The sequence below is a fragment of the Kosakonia sp. HypNH10 genome (genome assembly GCF_029850615.1).
Lineage (GTDB): Bacteria > Pseudomonadota > Gammaproteobacteria > Enterobacterales > Enterobacteriaceae > Kosakonia > Kosakonia cowanii.
The window spans coordinates 199,760-217,619 of the sequence record NZ_JAOTIU010000002.1 but is presented as its reverse complement, the minus strand read 5'-3'; the positions used below and the strand labels follow the sequence as shown (position 1 = coordinate 217,619).

Annotated in this window: 14 protein-coding genes; 4 read left to right on the top strand and 10 right to left on the bottom strand. The window is 58.0% G+C overall.

Translation table 11 applies throughout. The features are described 5' to 3' along the window. Positions 1-2 precede the first annotated feature (2 nt). The 8 genes from N7V53_RS07225 to hutI all read right to left on the bottom strand — a co-directional run bounded on the left by N7V53_RS07225 (position 3) and on the right by hutI (position 10,908). A complete protein-coding gene (locus tag N7V53_RS07225; protein WP_279792910.1) occupies positions 3-3,218 on the bottom strand; it encodes a molybdopterin cofactor-binding domain-containing protein in 3,216 nt (1,071 codons plus the stop codon). A gap of 191 nt (positions 3,219-3,409) precedes the next feature. Beyond that, a complete protein-coding gene (locus tag N7V53_RS07220; protein ID WP_023479715.1) occupies positions 3,410-4,042 on the bottom strand; it encodes a hypothetical protein in 633 nt (210 codons plus the stop codon). Positions 4,043-4,137: 95 nt separating this feature from the next. Then, positions 4,138-4,494, bottom strand: coding sequence for a putative T6SS immunity periplasmic lipoprotein (locus N7V53_RS07215; RefSeq protein WP_279792909.1), 357 nt, complete (start codon positions 4,492-4,494; stop codon positions 4,138-4,140). 99 nt (positions 4,495-4,593) lie between these two features. Continuing rightward, a complete protein-coding gene (gene hutH / locus N7V53_RS07210) occupies positions 4,594-6,129 on the bottom strand; it encodes a histidine ammonia-lyase (RefSeq protein ID WP_279792908.1) in 1,536 nt (511 codons plus the stop codon). Next, the gene (gene hutU, locus N7V53_RS07205) at positions 6,129-7,811 is read right to left on the bottom strand and encodes a urocanate hydratase (RefSeq protein WP_279792907.1); all 1,683 of its coding nucleotides are present in this window, start codon (positions 7,809-7,811) and stop codon (positions 6,129-6,131) included. Before hutU ends, hutH begins: the two co-directional genes overlap by 1 nt. Positions 7,812-7,950: 139 nt before the next feature. After that, positions 7,951-8,688, bottom strand: a complete 738-nt coding sequence (locus N7V53_RS07200; protein WP_279792906.1) for a histidine utilization repressor — start codon at positions 8,686-8,688, stop codon at positions 7,951-7,953. A gap of 40 nt (positions 8,689-8,728) precedes the next feature. After that, positions 8,729-9,685 carry a formimidoylglutamase gene (gene hutG, locus N7V53_RS07195; protein ID WP_279792905.1) on the bottom strand — a complete coding sequence of 319 codons (957 nt, stop codon included), beginning with the start codon at positions 9,683-9,685 and terminating at the stop codon, positions 8,729-8,731. After that, entirely contained in the window at positions 9,682-10,908 is a 1,227-nt protein-coding gene (gene hutI, locus N7V53_RS07190; RefSeq protein ID WP_279792904.1) for an imidazolonepropionase, read from the bottom strand. The genes hutG and hutI overlap by 4 nt, the downstream gene beginning before the upstream one ends. A 462-nt stretch (positions 10,909-11,370) precedes the next feature. On the opposite strand from hutI, the gene ypdK reads away from it, so the two are divergent. Continuing rightward, the gene (gene ypdK, locus N7V53_RS07185; protein WP_099458783.1) at positions 11,371-11,442 is read left to right on the top strand and encodes a membrane protein YpdK; all 72 of its coding nucleotides are present in this window, start codon (positions 11,371-11,373) and stop codon (positions 11,440-11,442) included. A gap of 48 nt (positions 11,443-11,490) precedes the next feature. On the opposite strand, the gene alaC is transcribed toward ypdK, so the two are convergent. Continuing rightward, complete coding sequence (gene alaC / locus N7V53_RS07180) at positions 11,491-12,732, bottom strand: alanine transaminase (protein ID WP_023479684.1); 1,242 nt, start codon at positions 12,730-12,732, stop codon at positions 11,491-11,493. Between the two features lie 387 nt (positions 12,733-13,119). Between alaC and N7V53_RS07175 the strand changes: the two genes are divergently transcribed. Together N7V53_RS07175 and N7V53_RS07170 are read left to right on the top strand one after the other, a co-directional pair. Continuing rightward, the gene (locus N7V53_RS07175) at positions 13,120-14,820 is read left to right on the top strand and encodes a sensor histidine kinase (RefSeq protein WP_279792903.1); all 1,701 of its coding nucleotides are present in this window, start codon (positions 13,120-13,122) and stop codon (positions 14,818-14,820) included. Continuing rightward, positions 14,817-15,545 carry a LytTR family DNA-binding domain-containing protein gene (locus N7V53_RS07170; RefSeq protein WP_094421429.1) on the top strand — a complete coding sequence of 243 codons (729 nt, stop codon included), beginning with the start codon at positions 14,817-14,819 and terminating at the stop codon, positions 15,543-15,545. Before N7V53_RS07175 ends, N7V53_RS07170 begins: the two co-directional genes overlap by 4 nt. Here N7V53_RS07170 and glk read toward each other — a convergent pair. Continuing rightward, on the bottom strand, positions 15,542-16,507 hold the full coding sequence (gene glk, locus N7V53_RS07165; RefSeq protein WP_023479899.1) for a glucokinase: 966 nt from the start codon (positions 16,505-16,507) through the stop codon (positions 15,542-15,544). The genes N7V53_RS07170 and glk overlap by 4 nt on opposite strands. Positions 16,508-16,774: 267 nt before the next feature. On the opposite strand from glk, the gene mgrA reads away from it, so the two are divergent. After that, positions 16,775-17,773 carry an L-glyceraldehyde 3-phosphate reductase gene (gene mgrA / locus N7V53_RS07160; protein WP_279792902.1) on the top strand — a complete coding sequence of 333 codons (999 nt, stop codon included), beginning with the start codon at positions 16,775-16,777 and terminating at the stop codon, positions 17,771-17,773. The last annotated feature ends 87 nt before the right edge of the window (positions 17,774-17,860 follow it).

Here is a 17,860-nt window from a genome sequence, read left to right as displayed (position 1 = left end):
CCTTAGTTGCTCTGCTCAGTTATTACGTCCTGCATCATCAGGCGGAACATATCGACAAATACCGGGATTTTGTAAGGCGCGGACCAGCGCCCACCGATGGCTTCGTCCACCAGCCCTTTCAGCGCCTGTGCCGCTTTATCGATCGAGGCGGCGTTCAAAGGCTGGCCGATTAATGCCTCCTCCACCGGGCTTAGCCGCTGCGGTTTACTCATCAGCGCGCCGTCGACCAGCCGACAGATGCGGATGGTGCCCTGGCTATCGACATGAAATTGTCCGGTCAGGCTTTGCCGCGTGATGTTGAGCGCATTACGCCGCCCCAGTTGCAGGTAGCACTCCACCAGCGGCTGGGTCATCGGCACCGGCAGAATAAAGCGCGTCACCAGCTCATCGGCAGCGATACCGGTGCGATAGCCATCGGTAACAAATTCGCTCACCGGCAAGCGGCGCGTACCGCGCAGGCTGCGCAGCTCCACCTGTGCGTCATAGATAATCAGCGGCGGCAGGGAGTCGGCGCAGGGCGCGGCATTGGCCACGTTGCCGCCGAGCGTGGCGCGGTTGCGAAGCTGTAACGAGCCGATGGTCTTACAGGCGGTAATCAGCAGCGGGTAACGCTGCTGCACCAGCGGATGTTTAATCAAATCGCTAAAGCAGACCCCGGCACCAATCGACAGCCCGCCGTCGAGATCGAAGATCTCTTTCAGTTCAGCCAGCCCGGCAATATTGACCAGCGGCACCGTGTCGCAGCGCAGACGCGCCTGCACCAGCACATCCGTGCCGCCGGCAATCGGCTGCGCCGCGTTTTCCGCCATCAGGGTTAACGCTTCTTTCAGCATGTGCGCCACTTTCAGCGACACCGTATTGAGCCGGTGCACCTCTTTTTTAGGGCCGCAATCGAAGAGCCGCTCGCTCTGGCGCGCCGGTTTTTTCAGGTTATAACCGAGCCTGACCTGCTCAAGCGTCAGCGGTAGCGTGCGGTTAAAGCGGCCGATGGCGAAGCTCACCGCGTTATTGAGCGCCGCAGCACCAAGTTCAAGCACCGGTTCGCCGATCACTTTCCCTCCCATCGGCCCCGCTTTGTCGGCATTTTCGATGGCGTTGATGATAATTGGCGGCATATCTTTGATGGTCGGCAGCAGGTAGGTGTCGAAATTCTCTGACTTCACTACCCCCTGCTCGGTGTTGAAATCCTCCAGCATGCCGTAGCCAATCATCCCTTGCAGCACGCCGCCATAAACCTGGCCATTGAAGCCGACCGGGTTGATCACCTTGCCGACATCGTGGGTCGCAACGACGCTGTTGACCGTCACTTTGCCGGTGCGCAGATCGACTGCCACATCGGCAATCTGGCAGCCGTAGACCCAGGTGAAATAGGGGCTGCCGCTCCCCTTCTCTTCATCCCAGTGAATGGGCGGTGCCACATGCCAGCCGTAGGCGGACAAGTTCGCGCCGGTGGCGCGGGTCATATCGACTACCTGCTGAAACGCGAGACGGCGTTGCGGCTGATGGCGGTTGAATACGTACCCATCGCGCCATACCAGATCCGCTATCTCACCGGCGTGCAGGGTTGCCAGGATGGCGGCGGCCATCCGATTTTTAATGGTGTTAGCGGCGCTGAGGATCGCCTGCCCGCCCATCAACGTGCCGCGCGAGGCGACGGTAGAGCCGCCATCGGCAATCATCGCCGTCGCCGGTTCGCTAAAGGTGACGTGCGCAAGCGGTATGCCAAAGGCTTCCGCCGCCAGCAGCGACATGGTGGTCTGCAACCCCTGCCCGTTCTCCGAGACCGAAGTGGAGATATTGATACTGCCGTCAGCATTGACCTGCATCAGCGCGGACGAAGCGTCCAGCCCCTCCGCACCAAGAGAGCAGCCGCGATGGCTCAGTGCAAGGCCGATGCCGTAACGCACCGGCCCGCCCTCGGCATTCAGCTGCTGATAGTGCGCCCGTCGCGCCTCGAATTCGGCTTTCAGCACCGAGGTTTCCAGCACCTCCTGCGCCGAGACGGTGTGATCGCACATACGCTGGCCGGCCATGCTGGTATCGCCCTGGCGCAAAATATTGCGCAGCCGCAGCTCCACCGGCGAGAGCCCCACTATCTCTGCCACCTCATCCATCAGGGACTCATTGGCGAAGATGATTTGCGGCGCGCCGTAACCGCGATAAGCCGAGGTGTAGTTATTGTTGGTGTAGACGCCGGTGATATCGACGCGCACGTTGGGAATGTTATAGGGGCCCGCCGCCTGCACCGAGCTGCGCCAGGTGACGAACACCGTCTGCCCGGCGTAGCTGCCGCCGTCGGCGATGATATTGATCTGCATAGCCTGAATGCGGGCATCATCATCAAGGCCAATGCGGTAATGCAATTTATAGGGATGGCGCTTGTAGCTCTCGCGCATCGACTGTTCGCGGTTATAGGTCATCTTCACCGGACGTCCCGTCAGCTGCACCAGCAGCGCCGCGCGGCAGGCGAGGTTATCAATAATGTCATCTTTGCCGCCAAAGGAGCCGCCGAGCACCGAGCGTTTTACATTCACCTTGCTCTGCGGCAGATCGAGATATTTGGCGACGATGCCGCGAATACGGTGCGCGTTCTGAATCGAACCGGCGATGGTCATAATCTGCTGGTCAGCATCCAGCCACGCGGTGATCGACTCCGGCTCGATATAGGCATGCTCCTGGAACCCCACCTCATAGTCGCGCTCAATGATCTTCGTCGAGGCGGCAAACCCGGCCTCAATATCCCCTTTTACCGTGTGGTGGCGGTTAATGACGTTGCTCTCAAGCGCACTGTGGATCAGCCGCGCGCCCGGTTTCAGTGCCTCCTCCGGGGAGGTGATCGGCTCGCAGGGCGAGTAGGTGAGCTTAATTTTGTCTACCGCCAGGCAGGCGGCCTGATAGCTCTCCGCGGCCACAACGGCAATCACGTCGCCGCGATAGGCCACCTCATTTTCAATAATCGGCGGGTAATCGGGGATAATCACCCCCAGCTTGCGCTGGCCGGGGATATCCTTCCAGGTCGCGATACGCACCACGCCGGGCACCTTTTCCGCTTCACTGAGATCGACGGAATCAACGCGTCCTGCGGCGATATCGACATAGCGACAGACGCCGTAAAGCATATTTTTCAGCCGGATATCGTCGCCATAAATCGCTGTTCCCCTGACTTTGGCCAGCCCGTCTACGCGGGCTACTTCACTGCCAACCAGCACCGTCTCCATTGTTATGCGCTCTCCACTAGCAAAAGGATGATTGCTATAAGCAATGGCTATGCCACTTTCAATTTGGATAAAAAAGAGACTAAACAGGGCGAAAAGCGGCAATAACGGATAAAAAGCAGGCAGACGCGCGCCCGGCGATTATCAAGCCGGGAAAAGGGGTATCACTTTGATAATTTCACCGCCGACGGCGGCTATTTTTCGACGAGGCGGTAAACGGGCATCAGCCGCGTGGTGCCGGTGAGATCGTCGAACACCTCGGTTTCGGCGGTGGCAATCGCCATTCCGCTTTTGCGCAGCCGCTGCACATCCGCCGCTATGCGTTGCAGACCAAACCAGAACAGCCCATCCAGCGCGGTCACTTGCAAACCGGACTCCAGCGCCTGTTTCAGCCGCTCGCGCGGGGCTTTTATCTCTTTGGCAATCTGCTGGTAGGGCGTGGCCGTGGCCCCCGTCGGATCGATGCGCCGGATACGCGTCGCAAGGCGGTACTGGAAGGTATCGGGAATGTCGCTTAAATCGGTTTTCAGGCTATAGACGCAGCCAAAACGCTTGCCGTTAAACACAACATTTTTCTGCGCCAGAGTGAATTCGTCGCGCAGCGCGGCAATCAGCTGCGGCGCGCGGGTCAGCAGTAAACGGAAGGGAAGCTCAAAACTGGTGACATAATCAACATTCAGCAGCGCGATGCGCAGCCGCTCTTCGGCTCCGGCGTTAAGCTGGCGGCACTCATCCAGCACATCGCGCCACTGCTGCGCCAGACGCGGCGTACCGGCGACGTCGGCAAAGCTGTATTTCTCAATCTGATAATCAATTTTTCCGCTCACCCGGCCTTCCCTTCTGCATGAAGTCACTCTCCGTGGCTCAATTTACCAACTCCGTGACCTAACCGAAAGCCGCTATCGCCGCGTCGTGATAGACGTCATGGCGCTAAGGTGAAGGAGGCATGGATAAGCTGTTTATAGGGCTGGCTGTCATTGCTCAGGCCATAAAAGAGGGTATAGGTTTTATTCTTAGCGAAAGGATAACTCCAGGTCGGCAGACATTCGCCGCTGTGCGGCACTACAGGCTTGTCATTAAACACTTCATACCATGTCTCCCCGGTTTCACTGCCAATTTGCAGGGAGGTGATGCGATCGCCCGGCTTCACCGCATAGGTAATACAGACATGATTCCCCTTTGTCGTTACCTCAGCCGGTATTTTCTCAATCATACGATCGCCAGGCCCCGGGCAACCGGCGAGAAGAAACAGAGGGATTAACAGCAGCGTTTTATTCATGGTTTTTCTTGTCCATAAGAAATCGTAGTTGTCAGTTAAACGCTTTTCTCATAGAGCAGCAATAAACAAAAAGCCCGGCTTCTGTGCCGGGCAGGATGTTCAGTTTGAGGAGGAGAGTATCTCCGGCAGCAGCTGCCGCAGATGGCCGGCGCTGAGCAGCGTCATAGCGGCCTCGATATCGGGAGCGAAGAAGCGGTCCTGCGCATAGTGCGTGACCTGCGCACGCAGCAGGCTGCGGGCCTGCTCCAGCAGCGGGCTGGTGGTTAAGCCTTCGCGCATATCCAGCCCCTGGCAGGCGGCCAGCCACTCGACGGCAATCACGCCGCGGGTATTCGCCGCCATCTCCCACAGGCGACGACCGGCGGCGGGTGCCATCGAGACGTGATCCTCCTGATTGGCGGAGGTCGGCAGGCTGTCGACGCTGTGCGGATGCGCCAGGGCTTTGTTTTCACTCGCCAGCGCCGCCGCCGTCACCTGGGCAATCATAAACCCGGAGTTGACGCCGCCGTTTTTCACCAGGAAGGGGGGCAGCTGTGACATATGGCTGTCCATCAGCAGCGCGATACGCCGCTCCGCCAGCGCGCCAATTTCGGCAATCGCCAGCGCGAGGTTATCGGCCGCCATCGCTACCGGCTCGGCATGGAAGTTGCCGCCGGAGATAACTTCATTCTGTGCAGCAAAGACCAGCGGATTATCGGAAACCGCATTCGCCTCGGTTAACAAAACTCCTGCGGCAAAGCGCAGTTGCGTTAAACAGGCACCCATCACCTGCGGCTGACAGCGTAATGAGTAGGGATCCTGCACCTTGTTGCAGTTGTGGTGCGACTGCGCAATTGCGCTGTCATCGGTCAGCAGATGTCGGTAGAGCGCGGCGGCATCGATCTGCCCGCGCTGACCGCGTACTTCGTGAATACGCGCATCGAAAGGCCGACGGGAGCCGAGTGCCGCTTCGGTGGTCAGCGCCCCGCATACCACCGCCGAGGCAAAGAGATCTTCGGCTTCAAACAGCCCGCGCAGCGCAAACGCGGTGGAGGTTTGCGTGCCGTTCAGCAGAGCCAGCCCCTCTTTTGCCGCCAGCTTCAGCGGCACCAGACCGGCGCGGTTAAGCGCCACGCTGGAGGGCAGCCACTCGCCGTGAAAGCGCGCTTTACCTTCGCCGAGCAGCGTCAGGGAGAGATGCGCCAGCGGCGCGAGATCGCCGCTGGCACCAACGGATCCTTTCGCCGGGATCCAGGGGTAGACCCCGGCGTTGAGCATATCCACCAGCAGTTGGATCACCCGTAAACGGATACCGGAAAAGCCGCGCGCGAGGCTGTTGATTTTCAGCAGCATCATCAGGCGCACCATCCCCTCATCCAGCGGTTCGCCAACGCCTGCGGCATGGGAGAGCACCAGCGAGCGTTGCAGGTTTTCCAGGTCTTCGGTGGCGATGCGCGTCTGCGCCAGCAGGCCAAAGCCGGTGTTAATGCCATACGCCGTGCGCCCCTCGGCCATAATGGCATTCACGCAGGAGACGCTTTGCGCAATGTCGGCATACGCGCTGTCATCCAGGGTGACGTAGAGCGGCTGACGCCAGGCGTCGCGCAACTGCGCCAGCGTCAACTGGCCGGGAATTAGGTGTAGCGTGCTGTTCATCAACGTTTCCCCTGTGTGGCGGCTACCATCGGTAAGTTAAGCTCCTGTTCAACCGCGCACTCGATGGCGCTGTCATATCCCGCATCGGCGTGGCGCATCACGCCGGTGGCCGGATCGTTATGCAGTACGCGGGCAATCCGCGCCGCCGCTTCATCGCTACCGTCGCAGACAATCACCATGCCCGCATGCTGTGAAAAGCCCATGCCGACGCCGCCACCATGGTGCAGTGAGACCCAGGTGGCACCGCTGGCAGTGTTAAGCAGCGCATTGAGCAGCGGCCAGTCGGAGACGGCATCGGAGCCGTCGCGCATCGCTTCGGTTTCGCGGTTCGGGCTGGCAACAGAGCCGGAGTCGAGGTGGTCGCGGCCAATCACAATCGGCGCTGAGACCTCGCCGCTGCGTACCATTTCGTTAAACGCCAGTCCCAGTTTTTGCCGCCACTCCAGCCCGACCCAGCAGATGCGCGCCGGTAATCCCTGGAAGCTGATGCGCTCGCGCGCCATATCGAGCCAGCGGTGCAGGTGCGGATCGTTAATCATCGCTTTCACTTTGGCATCGGTTTTGTAGATATCCTCGGCATCACCGGAAAGCGCCACCCAGCGGAACGGGCCAATGCCGCGACAAAAGAGCGGGCGAATGTACGCCGGAACAAATCCGGGGAAATCGAAGGCGTTGGTCACGCCCATCTCTTTCGCCATCTGGCGAATGTTGTTGCCGTAATCAAAAGTCGGCACGCCCATCTGCTGAAAAGCCAGCATCGCGTTGACGTGTTCGGCCATGCTCGCTTTCGCTGCCTGCACGGTCTGCTGCGGATCGGATTCCGCTTTGCGTTGATACTCTTCCCATGACCAGCCCTTTGGCAGGTAGCCATGGAGCGGATCGTGGGCGCTGGTTTGATCGGTGACCATATCCGGGCGCACGCCGCGCTGCACCAGCTGCGGCAACACGTCGGCGGCGTTGGCGCAGAGCGCCACGGAAACCGCCCTGCCCTCGGCGGTGTAGCGTTTGATTCTCGCCAGCGCGTCGTCGAGGGAGCTGGCCTGCTCGTCGACATAGCGGGTGCGCAGGCGGAAATCGATGCGGCTCTGCTGGCACTCAATCACCAGCGAAGAGGCTCCGGCCAGCGTCGCCGCCAGCGGCTGTGCGCCGCCCATGCCGCCAAGCCCGGCGGTTAACACCCAGCGCCCGGTTAAGTTGCCGCCATAATGCTGACGCCCGGCTTCAACAAAGGTTTCATAGGTGCCCTGGATGATCCCCTGGCTGCCGATGTAGATCCAGCTCCCGGCGGTCATCTGGCCATACATCGCCAGCCCTTTCGCATCCAGCTCGTTAAAGTGCTCCCAGGTTGCCCAGTGCGGCACGAGGTTAGAGTTGGCAATCAATACGCGTGGCGCATTTTCGTGAGTTTTAAACACACCGACCGGCTTGCCAGACTGCACCAGCAGCGTTTCATCGCTCTCCAGATTCGTCAGCGCCTTTACGATGGCGTCATAGCACTCCCAGTTGCGCGCCGCACGCCCGATACCGCCATACACCACCAGCGCCTGCGGGTTTTCCGCCACCTCCGGGTCGAGGTTGTTCATTAACATGCGCAGCGGCGCTTCGGTCAGCCAGCTTTTGGCCGTCAGCGCCGTGCCTCGCGGGGCACGGATCGCCTGCGGGCGAGAGGGGATATGCGACATCGTTGTTCTCCTGAAATCACGCGATGAGTGTGTAAACACATATACTTGTCTATACAATTACGCGCAAGGCAGGATTTAACACGAAAGATACATTTTTCTGATAGTGCGTTAACAATCACGCTTTTGCTGCTGGCAGCACTCAGGAGCCGAAATGACCCTGTAAACGATAGCGGGAGCCGGGATAAAGCAGGCTGGCGTGGCAGACGATCTGCGATGTTGACCAGGTGCGGCGGCGGATCAGCAGGCAGGGATCGTGCTGCTGGATCTGCAACAGACGGCAGTCGTCAGCCGTCGCGTGAACGGCTTCCACAATGTGTTCCCCTTCGGTGAGCGGCGCAATCAGCGACAAATAAGCATGAGCGGTGGTCTGCGTGTAATCCTGTTGCAGATACTCCGGCACCACGTCGGCATTGACCCAGCGCTCCTCAATCTGCACCGGGATCCCATTCTCAAAATTGACCATGCGCGAGTGAAAAATGCGTGTCCCTTCCGCCACATTTAACGCCGCAGCCTGGGTTGCGTCGGCGGCGCGCGCCTCCAGCAGCAGCACTTCACAGCGGTGTTGATGGTGGCGGTCAGCAATCTCATCGGCAATGCTACGCACCTCAAACAGCGCCGATTGTCCTTTCGGCTCGGCGACAAAGGTGCCGACGCCCTGCAGCCGTACCAGCAACCCCTCATCGGTCAGCGCGCGCACCGCGCGGTTAATGGTCATACGGCTAAAACCAAACTGCGCCACCAGCTCCGCTTCAGAGGGAATGCGATCGTGCGGACGCCAGATACCAGCCGCGATCTTCTCGCTGATGGCCTGCTTTACCTTCTCGTAAAAGGGCACGGGCGCGGTGGCCGAAGCTACCCGGGGGCGGGGTGAATACATAGCGCGGCAATTCCTTATTGTTATTTGTCTGGCGAGTATATCACTGCCACCAGTGCAGGATTTGCCAGGCCAGCCGGGCGGCACCTTTCGCGCCCTGCCCTGCGTGATCAAACGTCGGATTGAACTCAACCAGATCCACCGCCTGCACTTTGCCGCTGCGACACAGCGGTTCAATAATGCGCAGCAGCAGATGCATCGGCACGCCCAGCGCCGCCGGTGCGGAGACGGCGGGCATCTCCCAGGCGGGCAGCACATCAAGATCGATGGTCAGATAGATTCTGTCGTACTGCTCAATGATGCGTTTAATTTCAGGCAGCGCTTCGCTTTCGAAGGCGTTTAACAGCGCCAGATCCTCAATCACCGTTACGTTGCGGTGCGTCGCTTCATCCCACAACGCCTGGGTATTGGCCGCCAGGCTGGCACCGAAACAGGTGTAGTGAAAGCCGCGCTGCTGAGCGTCGCACTGCTGCGCCAGCTGGCGAAACGGCGTGCCGGAGCTGGCGCGCGCCGCGTGGCGTAAATCGAGGTGCGCATCGAGATTGATAATCGCGACCTGCTCATGGGGGAAAGCATCCAGGATTGCCGAGCCGTGGCCAAACGCCGTTTCGTGCCCGCCGCCCAACACCAGCGTGCGCATCTGCGCCTGCTGGCAGGCGAGCACCGCATCATGCAGCACCTGCTGCGCCTGCTCCAGCGCATCCGGCAGGGCGACAATATTACCCAAATCAACAACATGCTGATGCCCGGCATGGCTGGCCATATTTGCCAGTGCTTTACGCAGGGCAAACGGCCCCTTTGCCGCACCCGCGCGTCCCTGGTTACGCTTAACGCCCTCATCACAGGCAAAACCGAGCAGCGCCGTCTTGCCGAGATGCTGCCCGGGCGCAAAAGTCTCCGCCTGGGTGACGGTCTGAAACAGGCGCAGGGCATTTGCCGCTTCGCCGCTGTCATCCCTGCCCTGCCAGCACGCAGGCGCTACCGGCTTCCATAGATTCATGCAGTGACCTCGCCACGGAAAATACGTTGATAAAGCGGATTACGGCCCGGCTCGTAGATCATCTCCACCGGGTGACTGGCCTCCCAGACGACAAAATCGGCGACAAACCCGGCGGCCAGCTGACCATGCGTTTGCTTACGACCAAGCGCCTGCGCCGCATGGCGCGTCACGCCCGCCCAGGCCTCTTCCGGCGTCAGGCCAAACTTCACGCAGGCCATATTCATCGCCAGATGCAGGCTGGCAAACGGGCTGGTGCCGGGGTTGAAATCCGTCGCTACCGCCATCGGTACGCCCTGCTGGCGCAGCAAAGCGACCGGCGGTTTTTGCGTTTCATTAAGAAAATAGAAGGCACCGGGCAGCAGGACGGCAACGGTACCGCTGGCGCGCATCGCCATCACGCCGGATTCGCTCAGGTACTCAATATGATCGGCGGATAAGCCCTTAAAGCGGCTGACCAGCTCCGCGCCGCCCAACGAGGAGAGCTGCTCAACGTGGCCTTTCACCGGAATGCCGAGCGCCTGCGCGGCGCGAAACACCTGTTCGGTTTGCGACGGGGTAAAGCCGACGTTTTCACAAAACGCATCCACCGCCTCAAACAGCCCTTTCTCCGCCAGGGCGGGCAAAATGGTGTTGCAGACCAGTTCAATGTAGGCCTGCGGATCCGCTTTATACTCCGGCGGCGCGGCGTGTGCGGCGAGCAGGGTACGGCTCACCTCAACCCTATTGTTTTGCGCCAGCGTGCCGGCCACGCGTAGCATCTTCTCTTCGCTGGCTAAATCCAGCCCGTAGCCCGATTTGATCTCAATAGTGGTGACGCCTTCGCGCATCAGCCGCTCAAGCCGCGACTGCGCCAGTTCCAGCAGTTGGTCTTCGGGACACTCCCGCGTCGCCCGCACGGTGGCGTTAATGCCGCCGCCTTCGGCGCTAATCTGTTGATACGAAACACCGTTTAACCGCTGCTCCCACTCCTGGGCACGGTTATCGGCAAAAACAAGATGGGTATGACAGTCGATTAAACCGGGCGTCACCAGACGGCCATGTAGATCGGTGCTCTGCGGCGCGTGCACGGGCAGTTCACTCTCCGGCACGATCGCCCGGATCTGCCCGTTACGCACCACGATGGCATGGCGCTCAAGCAGGCCATAGGGTTCTGCTCGTGTGGGATCCATGGTCGCCAGCTTCGCGTTACGCCACAAACGGTCGTCAGAGGTCAGCTCAATCATATGGTTCTCTTGTCATGTGTTGTATAGACATTTATTTGCATAATGATTCGCTTGTCAACTCTGCGGCGCGTTTGCTGCGGGCGTTGCCGCCAATATCATGGCTGCAAGCAGCAAACTGTGACGCACCACATAAAATTCGCCTTATATTTCAACCGCCAATGAACCGTTTCAGCCGCGCAAAAAAATCGTCGCCCAAGGGCAATTTATTTAGCAGTGAAAGTATTGTGTCGCCAAAGCCCGACACTCTGTAAGTTGCTAAAATTAAATAGAAAAAAGGCTCTTGTAAGGGCAAAAAATTAAGCGTACATTAGCCCTCGTTTGGTGATGAAATCACCCGAAATTCTGAGATGGCGCTGTGGCCGAAAGGGAGAAAATTCTCATTTTCGTTTTGGCGTAGTTTCACCTCTCTATACTCAGTCCTGACAGATCATTAATGCATACTTTGTGTGCGGAGCGATGAACGTGAAATATTTCTTTATGGGCATATCGGTGATGGTTATCGTGTGGGCCGGCACATTCGCCCTGATGATCTAGCCTGAGCCATAGCGCAGAAAAAAATAAGGAGCCATGCGGCTCCTTTTTTTATGGCTGGGTCTCTTCCGCTGCCCCTTTTGGCGTCACGGGAAGCAGGCCATCGGCGCGGAACATCGCTTTGATGCCGCGCACCGCCTGGCGGATACGATCGCGGTTCTCAATGAGCGCAAAGCGCACATGGGTGTCGCCATAATCACCAAAGCCAATGCCGGGCGAAACGCACACTTTCGCCTCCTTCAGCAGCTTTTTCGCAAACTCCAGCGAGCCCATTGCCGCATACTGCTCCGGGATTTTCGCCCAGACGTACATCGAGGCTTTCGGCATTTCGACCATCCAGCCCGCTTCATGCAGCCCTTTGACCAGCACATCGCGGCGGCGCTTATACTGCGCGGCGATATCGCGCACGCACTGCTGATCCCCTTCCAGCGCAGCGATAGCCGCAACCTGCAGCGGCGTAAAGGTGCCGTAATCGTGGTAGCTTTTGATACGCGCCAGCGCATTAACCAGCGTCGGGTTGCCGACCATAAAGCCAATGCGCCAGCCCGCCATATTGTAACTTTTCGACAGGGTGAAGAATTCGACGGCGACATCGCGCGCACCGGGCACCTGCATAATGGAGGGCGCTTTCCAGCCATCAAAGACGATATCGGCGTAGGCCAGATCGTGCACCACCAGCACATCGTAACGCTTCGCCAGCGCCACCACTTTCTCGAAGAACTCCAGCTCCACGCACTGCGCGGTCGGGTTCGACGGGAAACCTAAAATCATCATTTTCGGCTTCGGGTAACTTTCGCGGATCGCACGCTCCAGCTCATTAAAGAAGTCGACCCCTTCTACCAGCGGCACCGATCGCACCTGCGCACCGGCGATCACCGCGCCGTAGATATGAATCGGATAGCTCGGATTCGGCACCAGCACGGTATCGCCGTGATCCAGCGTTGCCAGCATCAGGTGCGCCAGTCCCTCTTTCGAACCAATGGTGACAATCGCCTCCGTTTCCGGATCGATATCCACCTGGTAGCGATCCTGATACCAGCGCGAAATAGCCCGGCGCAGACGCGGAATACCGCGTGAGGTGGAGTAGCCATGCGTATCGGGGCGCTGCGCCACGGTGCACAGTTTTTCCACGATATGCGGCGGGGTGGCGCCATCCGGGTTGCCCATACTGAAATCAATAATGTCCTCGCCGCGGCGTCGCGCAGCCATTTTCAGTTCGGCAGTAATATTAAATACATAGGGGGGAAGACGATCGATACGCGTGAAGCGGCGTTCAGGACTGGAGTCAGCCATAGATTCCTCGAAGTTACGTTAGCGCCCGGACCGTCCGAGCGACGTCGCTGCATATGCAGCCTGTTCAGAACATAGCCTGATTAAATTCCCGCTGTCGAGAGGGAAGAGAAAAAATAGTCCGCAAGCGAAAAAGGGGAAGCGTAATTTGAGCAACCGAAAAACTGAGTGCCGCTTAAGCGGATGAACACAGCTTTTTATTAACAATATGATAAAAAGAAAATTACCTTACAGAGATGCGGGTTAAGTTGTGTCCTCTCCTGCGTCAGATGCTCTTTAATCCCCTTTTTAAAAAATGGTTTTTCCTCATTCATCTAATCAATGGTTAACTGGTGATCTGCCGCCGGGTTTTTTATCATAGCCCTTTGAACTCTGTCACATGAGTCCCCCGTGCACGAAATATTCGACATGTTACTGGCGGTTTTCGACCGCGCGGCGTTGATGCTGATCTGCCTCTTCTTTCTGATCCGCATCCGCCTGTTTCGCGAGCTGCTGCATAAAACCGCTCACTCACCGAAGGAGCTGCTCGGCGTAACGGCGATCTTCTCTCTGTTTGCGCTGTTCAGCACCTGGTCCGGCGTGCCGGTTGAGGGATCGCTGGTCAACGTGCGCATTATTGCCGTGATGTCCGGCGGGATCCTGTTTGGCCCGTGGGTCGGCATTATTACCGGGATTATCGCCGGGACGCACCGTTACCTGATTGATATCGGCGGCGTGACCGCCGTGCCCTGTTTTATCACCAGTATTATCGCCGGCGTGATGTCGGGGCTGATTAACCGAAAATTTCCCAAAGCCCAGCACTGGCGCGCCGGGATTATCGGCGGGATGATTTGCGAAAGCCTGACCATGCTGCTGGTGGTGATCTGGGCGCCTTCTACCGCGCTGGGGCTGGATATTGTGGCGAAAATCGGCGCGCCGATGATCTTTGGCACGGTGTGCATCGGCTTTATTGTGCTACTGGTGCAGAGCGTTGAGGGAGAGAAAGAGGCGATTGCCGGGCGGCAGGCGCGGCTGGCGCTGGATATTGCCAATAAAACCCTACCGCTATTTCGCAACGTGAACAGCGAGTCATTGCGCCAGGTGTGCGACATCATTCGCCGCGATATTGACGCCGACGCGGTGGCGATCACCAACGTTGATCACGTGCTGGCTTATGTCGGAGTGGGCGAAAATAACTACCTCGATAGTGATGATATTATTAGCCCGACCACCCAGCAGGCGATTACCACCGGCGAAATTATTATTAAAAACAATGATGAAGCGCATCGCACGCCGGAGATCCACTCAATGCTGGTGATCCCGCTGCGCGAACAGGGCATCGTCACCGGGACGCTAAAAATCTACTACTGCCACGCGCACCAGATCACCTCCGCGTTGCAGGATATGGCGGTCGGTTTATCGCAGATTATCTCAACGCAGCTGGAAGTCTCCCGCGCCGAGCAACTGCGCGAAATGGCTAATAAAGCGGAGCTGCGCGCGCTGCAAAGTAAAATTAACCCCCACTTTCTCTTTAACGCCCTGAATGCCATCTCCTCATCCATTCGCCTCAATCCCGATACCGCGCGCCAGCTGATTTATAATCTGTCGCGCTACCTGCGCTATAACATTGAATTAAAAGATGATGAGCAGATCGACATCAAAAAAGAGCTCTACCAGATTAAGGACTATATCGCCATTGAGCAGGCACGCTTCGGCGATAAGCTGACGGTTATCTATGATATCGATGAAGAGGTGAGCTGCGTGATCCCGAGCCTGCTGATCCAGCCGCTGGTGGAGAATGCCATCGTTCACGGTATTCAGCCCTGCAAAGGCAAAGGCGTGGTCACCATTAGCGTGGAAGAGTGCGGCAACCGGGTACGCATTGCGGTGCGCGATACCGGCAACGGCATCGCGCCGGAAATGATCGCCCGCGTCGAAGCAGATGAAATGCCGGGGAATAAAATTGGCCTGCTGAATGTTCATCAGCGGGTGAAACTACTGTATGGCGAAGGGCTGCATATTCGCCGCCTGACGCCGGGCACCGAAATCGCCTTTTATGTGCCCCGCCAGACGTCGCGCGCGACGCTGTTGCCCTCACCGGAGAGAAGATGAAAGTCATCATTGTAGAAGATGAATTCCTGGCGCAGCAGGAGCTAAGCTGGCTTATTCGCGAACACAGCCAGATGGAGATTGTCGGCACGTTTGATGATGGCCTCGACGTGCTGAAGTATTTACAGCACAACCGCGTGGACGCCATTTTTCTCGATATCAACATCCCGTCGCTGGATGGCGTGTTGCTGGCGCAGAATATCAGCCAGTTCGCCCATAAGCCCTTTATTGTCTTTATCACCGCGTGGAAAGAGCATGCGGTGGAGGCGTTTGAACTGGAAGCGTTTGACTACATCCTGAAACCTTACCAGGAGTCGCGCATCGTCAATATGTTGCAGAAGCTGGAGAGCGCCTGGCAGCAGCAGGCAGGAACCGCGAGCAGCCCGCAGTCACGGGAAAACGCCACCATTAACCTGGTGAAAGATGAGCGCATTATTGTCACCAGTATTCACGATATCTATTACGCGGAAGCGCACGAGAAGATGACGTTTGTCTACACCAGGCGGGAGTCGTACGTGATGCCGATGAATATTACCGAGTTTTGCAGCAAGCTGCCGACGGCGCACTTCTTCCGCTGCCACCGCTCATACTGCGTCAATCTGGACAAGATCCGCGAGATCGAACCCTGGTTTAACAACACCTATATTCTGCGACTGCGGGACCTCGATTTTCAGGTGCCCGTCAGCCGCAGTAAGGTAAAAGAATTCAGGCAACTGATGAATCTTTAAAGGACATAACCCAGCGTCTGGCGCAGATGTGCGCCGGAGCCCAGCAGGCCTGGGTTATCGTGAACAATCAGGTAGACCGGAATGTCCTGCACATAGGCTTTGAAGCGCCCTTTATCTTCGAAGCCGCCGCGAAAACCGGAGGCGGTGAAGAAATCAAGAAAGCGCGGCACGATGCCGCCCGCGATGTAAACACCGCCAAAGGTGCCGAGATTGAGCGCCAGGTTGCCGCCAAAACGGCCCATAATTACGCAAAACAGCGACAGTGCGCGGCGACAATCGGTGCAGCTGTCCGACAGTGCACGCTCGGTAATATCTTTTGGTTGCAGGTTTTCCGGCAGGCGACCGTCTGATTTCACAATCGCGCGGTAGAGGTTGATAAGCCCGGGACCGGAGAGCACGCGCTCGGCGGAGACGTGGCCAATTTCAGCCCGCAACTCTTCAAGGATAATCCCCTCCTCTTCGCTGTTCGGGGCGAAATCGACGTGGCCGCCTTCGCCCGGCAGGCTCACCCAGCGCTTATCCACATGCACCAGATGCGCGACGCCAAGACCGGTACCGGCGCCGTAAACGGCAATCGGTTTGCCTTCAACCGGCGCGTTGCCGCCAAACTGAATCAGGTGTTCCGCTTTCAGCATCGGGATAGCCATCGAAACGGCGGTGAAATCGTTGATGATCTCCAGATGCGCGAAGCCGAGGTTTTGCCTCATTTCGTCAATGGAGAAGGCCCAGGTGTGGTTGGTCATCGCCACCCAGTCGCCGGTGATGGGGCAAGCGATGGCGATACAGCCATCTTCCACACTCACCTCGTGCTCTTCGAGGTAAACGCGAACGACTGCTTCCAGGCTGGGGTAATCAAGACCTGAATAGGTCTTCGCCCGGGAAATGTCGCCGGTCTCGACATCACACAACGCTAAGCGCGCGTTGGTGCCGCCCACGTCTCCCACTAAAGCATATTTTTTCATTCTTCTACGGCTCCGCTAAAGTCAGAATAAATCTTTGGCACACTGTAAATTCAAGGCGCTGTAACGACAACGACCATATCACGAGTGCCCCTTTATTATCGATCTACATCACAGATTAGCCCTAAGCTTTCAGACTGATTACTGCCTTATTGCCGCAGTGGGTTACAAGGAAATATCTGGAGCGCGTTTGTACGCTGAAATAGTGCGCAACATGGCGCGCTTTTATCCCTGGAATTTATCGCTTCCCCTTTTATCAGGAGTATTTGCATGGTTTACCTGGCAGACCCCGCACGTTATGAAAAAATGGCCTATAAGCGCTGCGGCGAGAGCGGGCTCAAATTGCCTTTGGTGTCGCTCGGGCTGTGGCATAACTTTGGCGATGCGACACTGCTTGAGACCAGCCGACAGCTGCTGCGCCATGCCTTTGATCTCGGCATCACCCATTTCGATCTGGCGAACAACTACGGGCCACCGCCCGGCTCGGCCGAGAGCAACTTTGGCCGCATTATGCAGGAGGATTTCCTCCCCTATCGCGATGAGCTGATTATCTCCAGCAAAGCTGGTTACACCATGTGGGACGGCCCTTATGGCGACTGGGGATCGCGCAAATACTTGGTTGCCAGCCTCGATCAGAGCCTGCGGCGCATGGGCATTGAGTATGTCGATATTTTCTATCATCACCGCCCGGATCCCGAGACGCCGCTGAAAGAGACGATGCGCGCGCTCGATCACCTGGTGCGCCAGGGCAAGGCGCTCTATGTCGGGCTGTCGAACTACCCGGCGGCACAGGCGCGGGAAGCGATCGAGATCCTTAACGATCTCGGTACGCCGTGCCTGATCCATCAGCCGAAATACTCCCTGTTTGAACGCTGGGTTGAGAGCGAATTGCTGGATTTGTTGCAGGAAAAAGGGGTTGGTAGCATCGCGTTTTCGCCGCTGGCAGGCGGGCAGTTGACCGACCGCTATCTGCAAGGGATCCCGGCGGATTCGCGTGCGGCGAGCGGCAGCCGCTTCCTCAACCCGGATCAACTCACCGAAGATAAACTGGCGACGGTGCGGGCGCTGAATGCGGTGGCCGAGCGGCGCGGGCAGAAGCTGTCGCAGATGGCGCTGGCATGGGTGCTGCGCGGGGAGAGAGTCACCTCGGTGTTGATTGGTGCCAGCAAAACCAGCCAGCTTGACGATGCGGTGGGGATGCTGGCGAACCGGGCGTTTAGCGCGCAGGAGTGTGCGGAGATTGACGCTATTCTCACTGGCACGCAGTAAACCAGCGTTTTAGCAAAAAGTGCTATTAACGGTGATTTAGGAGTTCCGCCACTAATACGGGGTTTGCGCGCGCCGTAATATTGCCGC

Excerpts from the sequence above, each read along its gene's own strand:
- N7V53_RS07200 (WP_279792906.1), bottom strand. The coding sequence starts at position 8,688 with ATGTATTCACCCCGCCCCCGGGTAGCTTCGGCCACCGCGCCCGTGCCC.
- hutU (WP_279792907.1), bottom strand. The coding sequence starts at position 7,811 with ATGTCGCATATCCCCTCTCGCCCGCAGGCGATCCGTGCCCCGCGAGGC.
- glk (WP_023479899.1), bottom strand. The coding sequence starts at position 16,507 with ATGAAAAAATATGCTTTAGTGGGAGACGTGGGCGGCACCAACGCGCGC.
- mgrA (WP_279792902.1), top strand. The coding sequence starts at position 16,775 with ATGGTTTACCTGGCAGACCCCGCACGTTATGAAAAAATGGCCTATAAG.
- N7V53_RS07225 (WP_279792910.1), bottom strand. The coding sequence starts at position 3,218 with ATGGAGACGGTGCTGGTTGGCAGTGAAGTAGCCCGCGTAGACGGGCTG.
- hutI (WP_279792904.1), bottom strand. The coding sequence starts at position 10,908 with ATGATTGAGCTGACCTCTGACGACCGTTTGTGGCGTAACGCGAAGCTG.
- N7V53_RS07215 (WP_279792909.1), bottom strand. The coding sequence starts at position 4,494 with ATGAATAAAACGCTGCTGTTAATCCCTCTGTTTCTTCTCGCCGGTTGC.
- hutH (WP_279792908.1), bottom strand. The coding sequence starts at position 6,129 with ATGAACAGCACGCTACACCTAATTCCCGGCCAGTTGACGCTGGCGCAG.
- N7V53_RS07170 (WP_094421429.1), top strand. The coding sequence starts at position 14,817 with ATGAAAGTCATCATTGTAGAAGATGAATTCCTGGCGCAGCAGGAGCTA.
- hutG (WP_279792905.1), bottom strand. The coding sequence starts at position 9,685 with ATGAATCTATGGAAGCCGGTAGCGCCTGCGTGCTGGCAGGGCAGGGAT.
- alaC (WP_023479684.1), bottom strand. The coding sequence starts at position 12,732 with ATGGCTGACTCCAGTCCTGAACGCCGCTTCACGCGTATCGATCGTCTT.